The following is a 16414-nucleotide window of genomic DNA, read 5'->3' as shown; positions in this document are numbered from 1 at the left end:
TCTCACTGGCCCTCCCGCAGCGGGAGGGCCCTGCTTTCTGGTAATCAAATCCAGGGGGATCGGCGATCCAACGTTCTCTATTGTGGGGATGCCAATTCCGGGATCACTGGGTGGGCGAATGGTTCGCCGATGGCCTTTCTGGTTTGCGCCAGGGCAGAGCGCTGGCTCATGAACCGTAGCTCAACATGCCGGTGGAGTATCTTCGCCAGGCAAACGGTAACGGCCGCCACCACGCAGATGAAGCTCCAGTACCGCCACGGCGACAACGAAACGATCCTCACCCAACGGTCCAGTCCGTGCGACATCAAATACAGCATGATGCCATGCATCAGATAAAAACTGTAGCTGACCGTCCCCAGTAGAAAGACGCCGCGCCACGACAGCAGGCCGAAGAGGTCATTGCCCGCCGCCACGAACGCAAAGAAGACAATGACGCACAAGAACTGCGGAGCGTCGTACAGCTTGACATGCAAGAGCATAGGGGCCGCAAGACACAATAGCGGGACCGGCGTCCACCGCCTTTGACGTAGAACGGCAAGCCACTCCGAAGGGCACTTATGGAAGATGAACGCCAACAGCATCCCTAATCCAAAGCCGAATCCGAAGAAGAGGTTAAGGAAGAGCACGATCAACCACGCCACGCTTGTCTTATGGAAATCGGAGGCCGTACTGATACCGCGTAGCGCAAGAAAGCCATAGATGGCCATGGCGGCGCCAATGCCTGCCACGATCCGATATCCCTTAAAGATACGGAAGAGCAAGGGAAGGAAGAGATAGAAGATGATTTCGAGGCACAATGTCCACGTTACATAGGCGTTGATGGCCGTTACGGGCAAGCCGTTCGTCGTAGGTATCGGTATGAAGAGGAACCAAAGTGCCACCTGACCAAGGAAGGCCAGCGGGGCGACAACAAGGTGGAAGTGTGTGCGGGCGAGGACGATCAACAGGATGAGGGAGACTGAGACGTAGTAAGCGGGGGCCAATCTACGAAAGCGCTTGAGCAGAAAGTTGCCGTACCCACCAAGACCTTTGGGACTAAGGCACTTTGACCAAAATAGAAAGGCGCTCATGAAGAAAAACATCTCTACCGACTCTGTCCCAATGTAGTTGTAGAAGCGCGAAGGGGCCTGGGCCCATTGTCCGGTGCGGAAGCAGTAAAACGAAACCAGAGCATGGCACGCCAATACATTGGCAGCCAGCAGACCGCGCAATGATTCTAACGGCACGTTCAGCTTCTTTGGGTCTGGTTTCACGCCGCGCGCGAGCAAACCGGAGACGCTAAGCAAGGCAACGATGAAAAGCAAATAGAATGCCGGAGAACCAATATGGATCATCGCCTTTTCCTCTGTAAGTTAGCGCCCCATCATTACAGAAAATTGATTCCTCTGCATGTCTACTTCCTCGTCACGCTACGCATGACATGAAGCCGTCATGAATGGGGAAGCCACGTTGTTCAGGGTACGTGTAGATCAATAGGGAAGAAGCGGACCGAGGTGTTCGATCTTTTCCTTGTCTGCCTGGAAGAGCTTGTCGATGCTACCAGCCATTTGCGCTCGTTATTAAACGATAATGCCTCAACCTTGAATAACGGAGTTCGTTATTCAAGGTTGTAGGGTGCCCTATTCTTGCTCGTTCTTTGAGCAGGAGTGGGTGGCCACGGAGGCCGAATGAGCGACTCCCACACCAAAACCCATTTCATCCAAATAGGGCATAATTACCTTTCCGCTATGTTTTAGCCAATAAAAGTTATGCATTCTTTCGTATTATTACCAAAATTAGAAATAAGCATTGAAATCGATCCAAAACAATGAGATAGTTTCTCCATCATCATTCCCGCTCGAGTGAGGAAGATCCGCTTATGTCTCTTGCTAACGCTTCGTGGTCCCGCCGCAGGTTTGTTCAGATGGGAACGGCTAGCGCTCTCGCTGCCGGTATCAACCCCTCTCTCGAGGCTGCCGCAGCGCCGACTGGTAAACCCACCATGATCGGTGTCCCCTTCGAAAAGCGGAACCCGCGCATCGCCATCATCGGCGTCGGAGGCCGTGGAACCTCTCTGCTCGTAAACCTCATCGCCGCCGACGCCCAGATTGTCGCTATCTGCGACGTGGTCCAGGAGAAGGCTGAGCATGCAGCCGGCCTCGTCGAGAAGGATGGCCGTAAGCGTCCTGATCTCTACACCGCCGGCCCGCACGACTTCGAAACAATGCTCAAGCGCAGCGATATCGACCTCGTCATCGCCGCTACCCCCTGGACCTGGCATGCTCCGATGGCTCTCTTCGCCATGAATCATGGCAAGGATGTCGCCATCGAAGTTCCCGGCGTCCTCACACTGGAAGACTGCTGGAACATCGTCAACACCTCCGAGAGCACACGCAAGCACTGCATCATGCTCGAGAACTGTTGCTACGGTTACAACGAGACGCTCATCCTGCGTATGACCCACCAGGGACGCTTCGGCGACCTTCTCTACGGCGAAGGCGCCTATCGCCACGACCTTCGCGAAGAGCTCTTCTCGAACGCCGGCGAGGGCCTCTGGCGCCGCGATGAACACACCAAGCGTAACGGCAACCTCTACCCCTCGCATGGACTAGGCCCCGTCGCTAACTATATGGGCATCAATCGCGGCGACCGCTTCGGCTACCTCGTCTCGATGAGCAGCCCGGAGCGCGGCTTCGATGCCTACCGCAAAGACCATCTCCAGCCCAACGACCCTCGTATGGCCGAGCGATACGTCTGTGGAGACATGAACACCTCGCTCATCAAGACTGCCAACGGTCTCACCATCACCGTCAAGCACTGCGTCTCTCTCCCCAATCCCTACAGCCGCATCAACATGATCGCCGGAACCAAGGGCATCTTCGAGGATTACCCGCCCCGCATCTATTTCGACGGTGACAAGGACGAGGCCTACGGCTCGCTCGACCAATACAAGGAGTACGCACACCCTCTCTGGCAGAGAATGGGAGAGGTCGCGAAAAAGGCAGGTGGGCATGGGGGCATGGACTACCTGATGCTCTATCGCCTTCTCCAATGTGTGCGCGAAGGGCTCCCGCCCGACATGGACGTCTACGACGCCGCAGCCTGGTCGTCGGTGGGTCCGCTTAGTGTCTCCTCCGTCGCCAGGGACAGCGCCCACATCGACTTCCCCGATTTCACTCGAGGCGGGTGGAAGAGCCGCACAGCGTCTGCCATCGCTACGCAGGCCTAGGGCGTGTCCTCAAATTCGCTGATTCAATCCATTGATAACGGATGAAGTTCGAGGCCAGATTTCTGTTTTGAAGGGGCAGGGCTGAAGCCTAATGTCACTTACTTTCCACCGAAACAGCAGTTGTATTTAGAAACTACCCCATAGCTGTCATTTCGACCGACCAACGGGAGTGGAGAAACCCCTGCATTTTGCTGATGCTTGCATCACCAAAGAAGCCAAATGGTTCACTCCACCATCCTTTCCTGTGGAAAGTAAGTGGCATTAGGCTGAAGCCCCGCCCCTTCAAAGCAAAGACTTGGGCTGAAGCCGGGCCCTTCTGTTTCTTTTCGCTGGAGACCGCTTCGAGGGCTTCCTGATTCCTTGGAGCACGCTTGATAGCAGACCTGGAAAGAGGTCGTCGAGGTCGTCGGTTCGCAGCCAGTTGATGAGCGCCGTGCCGTTGGGACGGGTGCCGATGACGCCAGCCTCGCGCAGCACGCGAAAATGGTGCGAAAGCGATGACTTCGGCATCTCGAGATTGAATGTGCCGCATTCCTTCTTGTCTTCAGCGTCGATCTGCCGCAGGATCTCCAGGCGTATGGGATCGCCGAGTGCATGGAGGACAACGGGGAGCTGAATCTCGCTTCGCGAAGGCTGCTTGGTTGTTTTCAGGGCCATTGCTGTATTTCAGATGTTTCGATTCTGCCTGAAGATGCGGATTTCCGGAATCCATTTCAGTGTAGTGCTCATCTCTATATTGTTCGAGAATTGTCGAACAATAAGCCTTGGAGACGAATATGAAAAGCTGGCTGACGAAGAAATATGGCCTGGAGCATTTGCAACTGGTGGAACAGGCAGTCCCGGTGCCGGAGCCGAAACAGATAGTCATCCGCAACCGGGCAGTATCTCTGAATTACCGCGATTGGGACCTGTTGACCGGCCAGTATTCTGGAGCGCACACTCTGCCGCTGGTGTTGGCGTCGGATGTGGCGGGCGAGGTGGTGAGGGTTGGCAGCGAAGTCAGGGATTTTATAGTCGGCGACCGTGTCACGGGACTTTTCCGGCAGCACTGGCTGGATGGAGAGCCGGATGCGAAGGCATTTGCTTCATCGCTGGGCGGTCCGTTGCAGGGGGTGCTCTCTGAGTACGTTTTGCTCGAAGAAAAGGGCGCGCTGAAAACGCCTGCTTATCTGAGCGACGCGGAAGCATCGACCTTGCCGATTGCTGCGGTGACAGCGTGGACCGCGCTGGTGGAGGACGGGCAGCTCCAGCCGGGTGAGACGGTGCTGGTCCAGGGCACGGGTGGAGTTTCGATCTTTGGGCTGCAGATTGGCAAGGCACTCGGAGCAAAGGTGATTGCGATCTCGAGCAGTGATGCGAAGATAAAGCGGCTACAGTCCCTGGGAGCGGATGGCTCGATCAACTATATTGCGACTCCGAAGTGGGACAAGGCTGTGCTCGATTTGACGAATGGGCGCGGCGTCGACCACGTAATCGAGATTGCAGGTGGCGAGAGTTTGCAGCAGTCCATTCAGGCGATCCGCACTGGCGGGCATATTGCTGTGATTGGCTATCTGAACAACAAGATTGCGCCGCTGGATGTGACCTCGCTTTTGTGGAAGCGCGCCAACGTGCGCGGGGTGACGGTGGGGCCACGGCGCTCGTTTGAGCGGATGCTGGAGTTTTTTGCCAGGCATGAGATTCATCCGGTGATCGACGCGACGTACTCCTTTGCGGAGACGCCGAAGGCGTTTGCGCATCTGGGACGCGGGGCGTTTGGAAAGATTGTGATTGCCGATTAGCCGCAACACTGTTCACATAGGTCGCCGAAGTCATGCAAAGAGATAGGTTCCAGGCCTTTCGAGCCAACGGCCCGGGATATACCAGCCCAGGGCAAGCCGACTCGACGCAACGAGCGCAGCGCGTTGCGTCGAGGAGAGCGTCGCCCTGGGTAGAGTGTCAGGGTAGTGTGGCGGGCTGAAAGCACGCGATATCGTGTCGCCCTTATCGCGTGCTTTCAGCCCGCAGGATCCCCTTCGCATCTTTCCTACGGCGACGCTCTCCGTCAGGCAATGCGCGTCGCGCATCGCCCGGCGTCGGCTTGCCCTGGGCTGGTATATCCCGGGCCGTTGGCCCGAAGCGTCAGCAACCCTGTTCTTCCGCTCAATTTGCGTTATGTGAACCGTATTGCCGGTTAGCCGGGTACCCAGATCGGACTTCCTCGCCACCCATTGTTCGGGTACGAGCGGACTACCCTCCCAAGGATGCCTAATAGAGAATGGTCTCAGTTTGAAGGGACATTAATTCGGGAGCAGGAGTGAGAGCCGTTCTCAAATCGAGTACAATTGTTCTCGTTATGAGAACGGTGTCCAAATCTCTGGGTGATCTGCTTTTTGGGCAGACGCGAGGCCGCGTTTTGGCACTGCTCTACGGTATGCCCGACCAAACTTTCTTTGTTCGCCAGATAGCGAGGCAGATTGGAACAAGTGTCGGCAGTGTTCAGCGAGAATTGGAAACCTTGTCAGAAGTTGGATTGCTCAATCGGACAGCGATAGGGCGGCAGGTCTTTTATCAGGCAAATAGTAACCATCTGGCATTCGCAGAAGTTCGGTCATTGATTGCAAAGACTTCGGGCATCTTTCATCAGCTTCGTTCCGCTCTGGCCCCCCTTGCTGCACAAATGAACTTTGCTTTGGTCTATGGGTCGATTGCGCGAGGGGATGAGGATGCGGGAAGTGATGTCGATTTGATGATCGTAGGGAATGTGACTCTGGATGACGTACTGGCTCTATTGGGCGGGGCAGAGAGTGCCATTGGGCGTCCCATCAATCCAACCATCTATTCTCTGAAAGAATTCAAAACTAAGATTAAAAACGGCAATCACTTTTTAACTTCGGTATTGCATGGCAAAAAAATGCTCTTGATCGGAGATGAAGATGAGCTTAGAAAAATGGGCTGAATATGGTTGGCTCAAGGCCGAAGCGTCCAGCCCAGACGAGATTGGCGATTTGTTGGGAATTGTCACTCGCGCTCTCAAAGATTCGAAGGTGGAAGCGATCTCGGACGACCTCCGCTTTCAGGCAGCCTTCAGCGCAGCACTCACGTCCGCGAATATCGCTTTGCGGGCAAGTGGCTACCGCACGCGCGTGCAAACGGGGCATCATCAGAAGACCATCGAGTCCCTGGAGCTCACGCTCAAGAGTGATCCGACGCTGATTCAGAAATTAAAAGTCTTCTCAAAGAAGAGGAACGCAACAAGCTATGATGCCGCTGGCAATATCTCTGAACAGGAGCTTGAACAGGCAATCAAAGTCGCGGAGGAACTGCAACAAGGCATTTCGGCGTGGTTGAAGCAAAAGCATCCAGAATTGCTGAAAGTTCTTAACAAATAGAGTGATCAACTGCGTTGCCGGGTGCCACCTTCATGCTCGATCTTTGAGCGTGAGGGTGCTGCCACTGAGGCTGATTCAGCGGCATGTCTACTTCCTTGCCACCCCATTCATGACATGAAGCCGTCATGAATGGGGCACGGCAGATTCAAGGTACGTGAGGGCCACCCGCCCAAACGTTCGTAAGCTCGATCAACACAATGGTCGACTAGATTTTCTGGCCGGCCATTATGTTGACACACCCGCGAAGTTCCTCATCCCTGAAATGTTGGTAGCGATCAAGGACCGAATGGTGATGGATGCGTCACAGCAATTGTCATGAGGGCATCAGATGAGAGGCAACCATGCCTGCGCAGACTGGCCTGAGAACGAGACTGCCGGAATTTGCATCACACCGTGCCCATCGTCACATACATACTCCTGCAGGTTCCAGTCGAGGAGCGCGCACGAAGGGCGTCCGAAATGAACTGGGCTGCCAAGCCGCTTAAGGCAAACGGGACAACGTTGTTGCTGATCGCGTATGGCCCAGCGCAACATGAGGACATAAGCCAGGACCGCACCATTCAGCTGGAGCCCAGGATAGAGCATTGTGCCCGTGAGCACAGATTCGAAGATGGACACGATCAAGAGAAGCTTAGCCAGGTAGAAGAGAGAAGCCCTGCTGCAGGGCTTCTTCCAGAAATGGTCATATCCTGAAAATGCTCGCGTCCCAAAAACGGCGGTTACCGGTATCACGATAAGAAAACTCGCTGCTACGAAGAGGAGCTGTACATACAAAGCGTCCAATAGAGGTGTGACCGTTTTGCTGCGAATCGCGTCCCACACGGGCTCGGACCACAGACTGCGGCAAAATGACGATGTAAGAAGTCCCAGCAATACGAGGGCCGCATTGATGAGCACCATAGTAAGAAGGCACGCAGCCGGGGAAGAAATCAGATAGGACGATTCCTCTGGAAGCTCGCACCGTATAGCGAGAACATCCGCCACGCTACCCAAGGCGAAGCGCCAGGAATCCATCCATGAGGCTCCGTCCCTGTGAACGTGCCAGATTTCAGCGTTCCACGTTGCCAGCCACTCCACCCGAACACAGGCAGGCAGGACGCAGGCTGCGACCCAGAAAAATCCCCGCTGGAAGACCATGGTGGCTCTCATCACGCGCCCCCTGCTTCAACCTGCACCGAAGTGATTTGCGGGAAGTTTTCCGGGGCGAGCAACGCTTCACCCTTTGACGTCAAACCGTAGTATTTGCGGGGCGGACGCTGATCCTGCTCCTCCGGAGCCCTTGTCTGCCAACGCGAAACGATGAGTCCCGCCTTCTCCAACCGGCTGAGGATGGGGTAAATCGTTCCGCTCGGCAGGCCTGTCCGCTGCATAATGCTGTACCCGTAGATCTGCCCCTGTCCAATGCTTGTCAGCACGAGCACGGATGTGGGCGAGAGTTGAGCGAGGTCATCCACAGACTGGATTCTACATATGTAGCTTTCTTCTTGACAAGAGTTTTCTTGGTTGCTACATATGTAGCAACCACGGAAGGGAAAACATCATGCTCGAACTTCGGGAGGTCTCAAAGCGCTATAACGGCATTCCGGCAGTAGATAGGATCAGCTTCTCCGCCGCCGCCGGAGAGGTCACTGGCTATCTCGGCCCCAACGGTTCCGGGAAATCCACCACCATGAAGATGATCACGGGACTTCTGGAACCGACCTCCGGGGCGATCCTGTTTCAGGGTCAGCGCATCGACAAAGACCTGATCGCCTACAAGCAGCGTATCGGATACGTTCCGGAGGAGCCGCATCTCTACACACACCTCTCGGCCTCCGAGTTTCTTACGATGATCGCGCAGCTCCGAGGCCTCAACACTCGGCGGGATACACAGAGGATCGACGGGCTTCTGCAACTTTTCTCGTTGCACGGCGACCGTCACGCGGCCATCTCCGGTTATTCCAAAGGGATGCGGCAGAAGGTGCTGTTGATCGCTGCGCTCCTGCACAACCCCGACCTGGTTCTACTGGATGAGCCGTTCTCTGGCCTCGATGTGGAATCTGCTTTGATCTTGCGTGACCTGATACAGGCGTTAGCTGCCGCGGGAAAGGTCGTACTGTTCAGCTCGCACGAACTGGACACCGTCGAGCGTCTGAGCGCGCGGGTCGTAATTTTGCACAAGGGAAAGCTCATCGCAAACGATTCTGTCGGCCAGCTTCGCGCACTGATGGAGTTGCCCGATCTGGAAAGCATCTTTGCGCAGCTGGCGGTCGAACAGGACAGCATCCTCATCGCAAAACAGATCATGGAGTTGATTCATGACTAACTCCTCGCAGCATACGCCCTCTCGCCTGAGAGTCCTCTATCGACAGTTCGCATTTCGGATCTTTGAACTCGACTCGCTGTCCTCCAAGGCTGACGTAACGAAACTGCTTGGACAGTTGAGCTCTGTAATTCTAATGTTCAGTCTGATCATGATGTTTGCCGGCTTCAGTTTCGGCGGCGAAAAGATGGCGTCGCAGCTCAAGCAGGTATTTTGTTGGACGATGGAATACCATCTGCTGTCGGGGACCCTGCTTATAAGCGGGCTATGCACTCTGCTCGGTTGGGACGCCTTGTTGCCCGACCGGAAGGATGTCTTCGTGCTCGGGCCGTTGCCGATCAAGCCCACGACGCTGTGCCTCGCCAAAACAGGCGCCAGTTGCTCCATCGTGCTGATCTCCGCGTTCGTGTTGAATTGTGCTTCGGGACTCATATGGCCGGTGGTGCTGGCACCCTCCGGCCTTCGTGCCACGTTGCAGAGCTACCTGGCCTATTGGCTAATGCAGGCTTTCGCGGCAATATTCCTCTTCGCCAGCGTGCTGGCGATACAGAGCGCTGCCGCACTCCTGCTTCCCAGGAATCTTTTTCTGCGGGCTTCTGCGATGCTGCAGGTACTGCTCTTCGCCACACTGCTCGCCACATTTTTTCTTGAGCCGGGTGCGGTGGTACCGGAGCAGCTCGCGCTGCAATCGGCGGTTGCACACGTCTCCTGGTTTCCGCCTTACTGTTTCACAGCCATGTTCTTCCAAATGCAGGGCACTCTACCCTCATCGGCCAGCACCGCGGCGATTCACGGATGGATCTTGCTCGCAGGAGTAATAGCGGCCTCAGGAATAGGCAGTGCAGCGCTATACGCAAACCTCCTGTCCCGCATCGCGGCGAATGCCGACACGGTCAAGACACGATTCAGCCCGAAGCGTCTGCCATGGCTCGGCGGTTCTCTGCTGGGTCCGCTGCTGCTCTTTTCGGGCCGATCTCTCTTTCGGAACCGGCAACAAAAGCTTCTTTTAGCGTTTTATATAGGTATTGGCTCGGCAATTCTCTTCGTCGTGTTCGACATGAGCAGTCGCGCGCCCCTGAATTCGCACATCAGTTTGCAGTACCTGGATTCAACCATCGTGATGATGACCGTGGTCGTACTCGGTCTTCGTGTGGGCTTTTCTTTCCCTGTTCTGCTCCAGGCAAATTGGGTCTTCAGGCTTCACCAGGTTCGTATCGCCCCCGCGTACCAGAATGCTTCCCGCTACACACTGATCGCCCTCACGGTGCTTCCTGTCTGTATTGTCTCGGCTGTCTTCGGGTTATTCGTCGAGCCAGCGGGAAGCTGCTGCGAACATGTGCTTCTGCTCGCTCTATATGGCATCCTTCTCGCCGACATCTGTCTCTATGGAAATCGAAGTATCCCTTACACTTGTTCCTACCTGCCTGGCACCGCACAGATTCCCTTCCTGTTTTGGGGCAGCGTCGTCCTCTCTATTCCAGTGGTCGATGCCGTGACTCGCAAGGAGCAGCTGATGCTCACAAGCACTACTGAAACACTGGTAACGTCTGTCATCCTGCTCTTGGCCGCTGGCATCCTCGAGTGGCTCAATCGAACGCTCGCTGCTTCAGAAGAACTCCGCTTCGATGAGATCCCTGAGGCCGCGGTCATCACCCTTGGCTTGACTGTTGGATAGCAATAGTGAACACAGCGGCAGGTGTGGGGCATCCGCCGACTGATCTCTCGACTGCAATGACAGAGTTGTCTGAAAGAACCGCACAATCTCGCTATCGAACTGCTCATGAAACCCAGACCGGTTGAACCCGGCAGGATCGGCACAGATGAGATGGTTCACCGCCGCCAATTTCGCGCTACAGGGCGGGAGAAAATCATAATGGCCGGCACCGGGAACGACGTGGTATTCGGGCAGTCGCGGTAGACGCCGGAGAAGTGTTTCCTCGTAGTACGGGTTCGGCTGGTGCTGATCGTTGGCTGCTCGCCAAAGCTGAATCGGAATGTGGATACCTTTCAGTCCATCCTTCGTAAACGTGAAAGCAAACGCTGGAGCAGCAATCACTATGGATTTGATACGCGGATCGGCGATCCATACGTCAGAAGAAGGAACAAGATCGCCGAGATGAGAGGAATCAACCTTTGCTTCCTTCAACGTCTGGCAGAGATCGTGGCCGGGCTGGGCCTGGCAATAGGGGCCAATCTTGTTGAGATCAGGAATACCACCCGCTGCAACCAGCATGGTGAAGCCGCCATTAGAAAACCCGAATCCGCCGATCCGGCTTGCGTCCAGCCGTTCATGCTGCGGCCAGTTTTGCAGCATGTAGCTCACAAGGAGACGGAGCTGGGCCGGGCGTCGCCAAAGCTGCAGCACTTTGCTTTGGTCGTCGTAGGTGTCGCCAGCATGGCTTATGGCCGCAGCTACGAATCCGGCATGAGCTAAGGCAAGTGCGGTGTCATAGTGGCCTTCATACGAACCGCCACCCCCGTGTGAGATGACAACGAGCGGAAGGTTGTGACCCTTGACCGGAGCCTCCAAGGCAACATTTTGTGTGGACAATCCCAAGGCATGAACGCTCGGCTCTGCATCGGTGGGATACCAAATCCCTGCGGTCAGAGCAGCCTCTGTTCCATTAGGAATCTGTACCACCATGAATCCTACATTCGTGCCCTGGGCGCTCCCAAAAGACGCGATCAACATCACGGCAATGAAGAGCAATGCCCTGTACAGCGCGGATTGTTGCATGGAACGAGACTAACCGCTGTATTGACGTCAATGCAACGAGTTGTCGCATGACATGAGGCCGTCACGAAGGGGGCACCCGCCTGACATCCCGCTATTGAACACACTGAATTAGTCGATCAGGCTGAATATTTGGTTCGCGGATGCAGCATCACAGCGATTCTGGCGGATCGTGCCTCCTGCTCCTGGGTCTTCCAGGCAGAGGCCGCTGCTCTTTACGCGAATTCGATAACTGCCCTCGCCCGAGGGCATCATCTCAAAGAGATCGTTTGCGGGCAACGAGCCATTGCCGCAACTCCACTGAATCAGGTTTCCCGGACCTCCGCGCGTCCTGCCGTCTCCGGGCGATGTCGCACCGTTGGACACGTTCAGACACAGGTTCTCTGCGCCGTTGACGGTTTGAATCGAGTAGAACCCGCCAGCCTTCTCGACAAAGTTAAACTCTTCGTTATTGAAGGCGCCACAGGAATAGGGAATGATGGCGTCACCCGCGCGCGTGGAGTTGGTGGTGATATTCAGGCATTGCCTGGCTGCTTGTGAGACAACCTTATGAGTGCCCTGGAGGGTGCCCGTCAGAGCCTTTGCGGTGGGCGTAACACCGTCGATCACATAAGTAGTGATGGAGCGAACCGGAAGCGAGTCAAGGATGTGTCCCGTTGCGGAGATCGCGATCTTTTCCTCTCGCAGACTGACTGAATTGTCTCCGGTCGTACGGTAGGCCGCTACTGAGGACTGGAGCCCAGCGAATGCCGTGAGATCAAGGTCGTTCTCCCCCGGTGTCTCCCAGTTGGTTGTTACAAGAACGAGGCGCTTCGCCGAGCGCGAGTAAGCAGCGAGGGTATGGAACGCTCCTCCGGCTGAGATGATCTGAAAGCCTGGCCGAATGAAGCGGGTGTACTGGGCGAGTGCATAGTATTGCTTCTGCAGATGCGGCTCCCCGCCTTTGGGATCGAAGGCGATCACGCCCCAGTCAGGCTGCCAGAGCACCCACGATTCCGCACCCATATCGCGCAGATCCGTGCGGATGGAATCCGCCATGAACAGAGCTCCCCACATCTCGCTCTTGTCCCCTTGATCTCCAAAGCAGCAGCCGACTTCGCTCATCCAGATCGGTTTGTGCAGCTTCTCGGCGAGAGCTCTGTACTCCTTGAGCTTTGCCACATCGCCGATGGATGAATGATAGTCGTGCGTATTCAGTCGCCCGGTCGCGGAGAGCGCATCGGCGCTTAGCTGATTGCCAATGCTCACCGCCGCCGGGATGTTGTTCGCATCGACGCCGGCAACCATGGTGCTTAAACCGTCGCCCTTAAGGACGTTCGCCAGCATCGGAAGGATTGCACTCTGGGTCGCCACCGGTACGGTGTACCCCTCCTGACTCTCTCCGGCTTTCCACCAGTCGGCATCCGGTTCGTTGAATGGCTCCAGGCTTTCAAAGCGGATTCCTTCCGCATCTCGAAAGTGCTTGACGACGGTTGCCAGATAGTTGACGAAACTTTCTCGCATATCGGGACGCAGGTTGTCCTGATGTGTGTCTTTGCTCCCGGAGGTGCAGCCGCTGAGCGTCATCCAGTAGGGCGGGGAATAAGAAGCAGCCTCAAAAATGTTAGCCCCGCGCTTCTTGGCTTCCTCCAGCATGCGCCGCTGCGACGCATCTCTACTCCAGTCAAAAGGCTTGTCTGGACCGGATTGATAGCCTTCCATCTGAGCATCGGGCCGCATGTGCGTGTGCGTTGGATCGTCGCCACCCCCGATGTTGTAGCGGGCGATCGTGAGTCCAAGTGTGAGACGCGTTGCCGGGTCTCCGAAGAGCAGGTCCATATACTGGCTCTGAATCTTCGGATCCTTGATCTTCGCCACCTGGCGGCCGCCGCCGTAGAGGTCGTTTGCCTCCCACATCAGGGACATGCCCCATCCGCGAAAGGCCTGTGCAGGCCGAGGAGTGATCCGGCCGGAATTGACCTGCCCCAAAGCGTCTGCGTGACTGCACAGTGGCAAGAGTGCCGCGAGAGCACAAACGGCAGCGAATCGAACGAGCGGAAGAGGAGTGAAACGCACCATGTCCAATTATCCAATGGCTCACACCCAGTCCCTTAAATCGACAGGAACTTCATCGTTGCGCCATGAGGTCTGGGCCACCACATGGTTCTGACAGTTGTTATGTATGTCGTCCGTGAGATGCAATCTACTGCGAATTGCCCTCCATCTCTATGGCAGCAACGAAGGCGTCTAGCGCCGAGGTCTGACGTGTCGCATCCCCTGAATCGAAGGGACCTTGCCAGTAGACGCCAAACTCGTAATTCGATCCCTGATCACTCTGCCAAATGCTGTTCACGTTGTTATCGACGAATGTTTGATACTGCGACTGAGGAGATGCCTCATCGAGCTCCATGAGATTGCGCATGAAGATACCTTTGAACTGCGGCTGATCTGGTCCGGAGATCGAAGGTTCCTGCAGGATTCCGTTGGAAGTCACAAGGTTCGTCATGGTCGCACTGGCAATCGTCTGCGCCGTTGTTATCAGAGAACTATTCTGATTGGCTTTATTAAGCTCAACCAGGCCGCCCAGTATCACTCCCTGGTTGTAGGTCCAGGTTGTCTGGCCATTGTTCGTGCAGGCGTTTGGATTGGTGGCATTCAGTCCATCGTTGATCAGATTCTGCGAATTGATCATGCCGGAGCTCTGGAACCATTGCCATTCCTGATTGGCCCAGCTTAGATATTGCGCCTTCGCTGTGGGATCGGAGACGCGGTTGGCAAGCGATGCGGCAAGCTTTAGGAAGATCTCATTCGTAACCGCGTTCTTGTAGGCCGACGTCGTGAGATTCTTGCTCCACCAAACGCCTCCACCGCACGTGGTCGTATCCCACTGCGTGGTTAAGTCGGAGAATATGGTTTCAGCGGTATTCAGATAGTTCTGGTTTTGTGTCAGATCGTAGGCATCGACCCAGGCCAAAGCCCACCAGCCTTCGTCATCGTTTGCGCTGGTGATAAAGTTCTGGCTGCCGTTCGCCGCATTCGCATTCGCATACGTGTTTGCAACTGCGGAGAGATACTGCGTCGTACCGGTGACCCTGGAGTAATTCACTAAGAGAGTGATCGCGTTCGCGGCATTCCACCATCCAGTAGGGGACTGATAGAGGCCGCTACTCTGCACATACCACTGCTGGAGTGTAGTAACTCCTTCGGCTGCCTCTTGCGCATAGGGAGAAGCAGCAGCACCACCACAACTTCCGTCTGGAATCCAGGGCTCGCCAGTTCCAACTGCGCCGCTGTTGGAGGAGGGGTCCTGATTCTGCGTCCAGTAATCTGCGGTGTAATTCTGATTATTTTCGCTGGCCGTCTGTCCGCCTGTATACACCGTAGTGGCACTCCAAGGTGTGTAACAGGCCGTTTGCGCGAAGGCTGTCAGGCCCGGAAGTGAGATGGCGAGCAGAAGCGCTGCTCCTAAGGTAGTCCGATGAAAGAACTGATTGAGCGTTTGGAAATTGGGCCGAAGCATAAAGCTCTCCTTGTAGATTGAAATCCCCCGGTAAAAACCGGGGGATTTCGGTTGGCAAAATCGAATGGATAAGCCGTTTAGTTGAGCACCCAGTTCTCGTTGTTGCCGCCGTTGCAGGTATAGGCGTCCACCAGCGTTCCATTGGCAGTTCCATCGCCCTGCACGTCCAGGCAGAGAGAGGTGTTGTTGGCAGGATGAAGTACGTATCCGCTACCTGCAGGCACCGCTTGCCACGCCTGTGAGGAGGCCCCGTTGCAGGCATCGAGCTGGACCAGGGAGCCGCTGCTAGAGCCGGAAGCCGTCAAGCAATACGCTCCATAGGAGACCGCGATGTTGTAGAACCCGGAAGGCGAAACACCCGAGTTGCCGAACACCCAACTCTGTGCCCCCGTGTTATTCGCCCCGTAGATATCAATCTGATTCCCGTTGCCGGTTCCGGACTGCCAATCATCCAGGCGCGATCCAGTGGAGTTCTGTGGGGTCAAGGTGTGTGTGCCGTTCAGGTTCGCAACGGTGCCGAAGGTAAGTACAATTTGCGACTGCGTCGGTGCCGACGCAGAATAGTTGCACTGGGGTGAATCGGTAGTGCTTGCGCTGCCGGTCCAGGTCAGATTGGGTACGAAGTTGCCGTTATAGTCATAAAACGTAGAGTCGTAGACGATTTCACCGTTCGCGGGATAATCGCTACATTGGGCGATGCTATACACCTCGAGTACACCGCCAATCGCTTCATTCTGATCTCCCTGGGTTGGCTCGGCGCCCAGGGTCGTGGTCTGGCCGGTTGTCACGTCGGTTGTCGAGACGATCCAGGTGCCACAGGAAGCGCTCCCATTGCTGCAGGTTTGGGTTGTGGTTCCTGAGATCAGGTCGCCGGCGTTGACTGGAATCGCCGCGCTCTCCGCCGCAGGACTGCAGCATACCCAGCTGGCTATGCCCCATCCGGTCGCATAGTCAGCGCCCCACCCCAGCACGGGCTGCATGATATTGCCGATGCCTGGGAAGAAGTAATCGGTCTGGCCGTCGTGGCTGGTGGGGTCTGCCGGCACAACCCAGGTGCTGGATTGTTTGCCAAGGTTACTTGAATAAAAGTCAGTGACGTCCTCCACCCAGTCCCAGCTAATTGTGGGCGGTGGCGGTGTTGCGGTCTCGGTCTCGGTCGATTTTGACGTTGCGGGCTGCGCCATAACGTCTCCGTTCGCCTTATAACGCGGATACTGGCAGGCTGCGACATTCTCCACTGTGCCGTCGGCATGATGAACTGTATTTTTCCCGACGCTTTCTCCTTCGCGCAGGTGTACCA

14 protein-coding genes are annotated in these 16414 nt (G+C 55.8%); 6 read left to right on the top strand and 8 right to left on the bottom strand.

The features are described from left to right. Positions 1-77: 77 nt before the first annotated feature. Complete coding sequence (locus tag GSQ91_RS06235; RefSeq protein WP_158820401.1) at positions 78-1334, bottom strand: acyltransferase; 1257 nt, start codon at positions 1332-1334, stop codon at positions 78-80. A 524-nt stretch (positions 1335-1858) separates the two neighbouring features. On the opposite strand from GSQ91_RS06235, the gene GSQ91_RS06230 reads away from it, so the two are divergent. After that, complete coding sequence (locus tag GSQ91_RS06230; RefSeq protein WP_158820400.1) at positions 1859-3208, top strand: Gfo/Idh/MocA family protein; 1350 nt, start codon at positions 1859-1861, stop codon at positions 3206-3208. A gap of 282 nt (positions 3209-3490) precedes the next feature. Here the strand turns inward: GSQ91_RS06230 and GSQ91_RS06225 are convergent, their stop codons facing one another. Then, on the bottom strand, positions 3491-3865 hold the full coding sequence (locus GSQ91_RS06225; protein WP_158820399.1) for a helix-turn-helix transcriptional regulator: 375 nt from the start codon (positions 3863-3865) through the stop codon (positions 3491-3493). A 119-nt stretch (positions 3866-3984) separates the two neighbouring features. Between GSQ91_RS06225 and GSQ91_RS06220 the strand changes: the two genes are divergently transcribed. From GSQ91_RS06220 to GSQ91_RS06210, 3 genes are all read left to right on the top strand, one after another. Further along, complete coding sequence (locus tag GSQ91_RS06220; protein WP_158820398.1) at positions 3985-4989, top strand: NAD(P)-dependent alcohol dehydrogenase; 1005 nt, start codon at positions 3985-3987, stop codon at positions 4987-4989. 554 nt (positions 4990-5543) lie between these two features. Continuing rightward, positions 5544-6146: a nucleotidyltransferase domain-containing protein gene (locus GSQ91_RS06215; RefSeq protein ID WP_158820549.1), complete on the top strand. Its 603-nt coding sequence runs from the start codon at positions 5544-5546 to the stop codon at positions 6144-6146. Continuing rightward, positions 6124-6579: a hypothetical protein gene (locus GSQ91_RS06210; RefSeq protein ID WP_158820397.1), complete on the top strand. Its 456-nt coding sequence runs from the start codon at positions 6124-6126 to the stop codon at positions 6577-6579. The genes GSQ91_RS06215 and GSQ91_RS06210 overlap by 23 nt, the downstream gene beginning before the upstream one ends. A 324-nt stretch (positions 6580-6903) precedes the next feature. On the opposite strand, the gene GSQ91_RS06205 is transcribed toward GSQ91_RS06210, so the two are convergent. Together GSQ91_RS06205 and GSQ91_RS06200 are read right to left on the bottom strand one after the other, a co-directional pair. Continuing rightward, positions 6904-7728: a hypothetical protein gene (locus GSQ91_RS06205; RefSeq protein ID WP_158820396.1), complete on the bottom strand. Its 825-nt coding sequence runs from the start codon at positions 7726-7728 to the stop codon at positions 6904-6906. Then, positions 7728-8033 (bottom strand): PadR family transcriptional regulator, encoded by a 306-nt coding sequence (locus GSQ91_RS06200; RefSeq protein ID WP_158820395.1) that lies wholly within the window; start codon positions 8031-8033, stop codon positions 7728-7730. The genes GSQ91_RS06205 and GSQ91_RS06200 overlap by 1 nt, the downstream gene beginning before the upstream one ends. 86 nt (positions 8034-8119) lie before the next feature. Between GSQ91_RS06200 and GSQ91_RS06195 the strand changes: the two genes are divergently transcribed. Together GSQ91_RS06195 and GSQ91_RS06190 are read left to right on the top strand one after the other, a co-directional pair. Beyond that, positions 8120-8884: an ABC transporter ATP-binding protein gene (locus GSQ91_RS06195; protein WP_158820394.1), complete on the top strand. Its 765-nt coding sequence runs from the start codon at positions 8120-8122 to the stop codon at positions 8882-8884. After that, positions 8877-10556 (top strand): hypothetical protein, encoded by a 1680-nt coding sequence (locus GSQ91_RS06190; RefSeq protein WP_158820393.1) that lies wholly within the window; start codon positions 8877-8879, stop codon positions 10554-10556. The genes GSQ91_RS06195 and GSQ91_RS06190 overlap by 8 nt, the downstream gene beginning before the upstream one ends. On the opposite strand, the gene GSQ91_RS06185 is transcribed toward GSQ91_RS06190, so the two are convergent. The 4 genes from GSQ91_RS06185 to GSQ91_RS06170 all read right to left on the bottom strand — a co-directional run bounded on the left by GSQ91_RS06185 (position 10488) and on the right by GSQ91_RS06170 (position 16298). Then, complete coding sequence (locus GSQ91_RS06185) at positions 10488-11618, bottom strand: hypothetical protein (protein ID WP_216845092.1); 1131 nt, start codon at positions 11616-11618, stop codon at positions 10488-10490. The two genes, GSQ91_RS06190 and GSQ91_RS06185, sit on opposite strands and share 69 nt — an antisense overlap. Positions 11619-11726: 108 nt before the next feature. Continuing rightward, positions 11727-13520 (bottom strand): glycoside hydrolase, encoded by a 1794-nt coding sequence (locus GSQ91_RS06180; RefSeq protein ID WP_158820392.1) that lies wholly within the window; start codon positions 13518-13520, stop codon positions 11727-11729. Between the two features lie 277 nt (positions 13521-13797). Next, positions 13798-15114, bottom strand: a complete 1317-nt coding sequence (locus tag GSQ91_RS06175) for a glycoside hydrolase family 76 protein (protein WP_158820391.1) — start codon at positions 15112-15114, stop codon at positions 13798-13800. A 77-nt stretch (positions 15115-15191) separates the two neighbouring features. Beyond that, positions 15192-16298 (bottom strand): RICIN domain-containing protein, encoded by a 1107-nt coding sequence (locus GSQ91_RS06170; protein ID WP_158820390.1) that lies wholly within the window; start codon positions 16296-16298, stop codon positions 15192-15194. Positions 16299-16414: the final 116 nt, after the last annotated feature.

This window comes from Granulicella sp. S156, from assembly GCF_009766105.1.
Lineage (GTDB): Bacteria > Acidobacteriota > Terriglobia > Terriglobales > Acidobacteriaceae > Granulicella.
The sequence above is the reverse complement of the archived record's forward strand: the minus strand, read 5'-3'. Positions and strand labels throughout refer to the sequence as shown.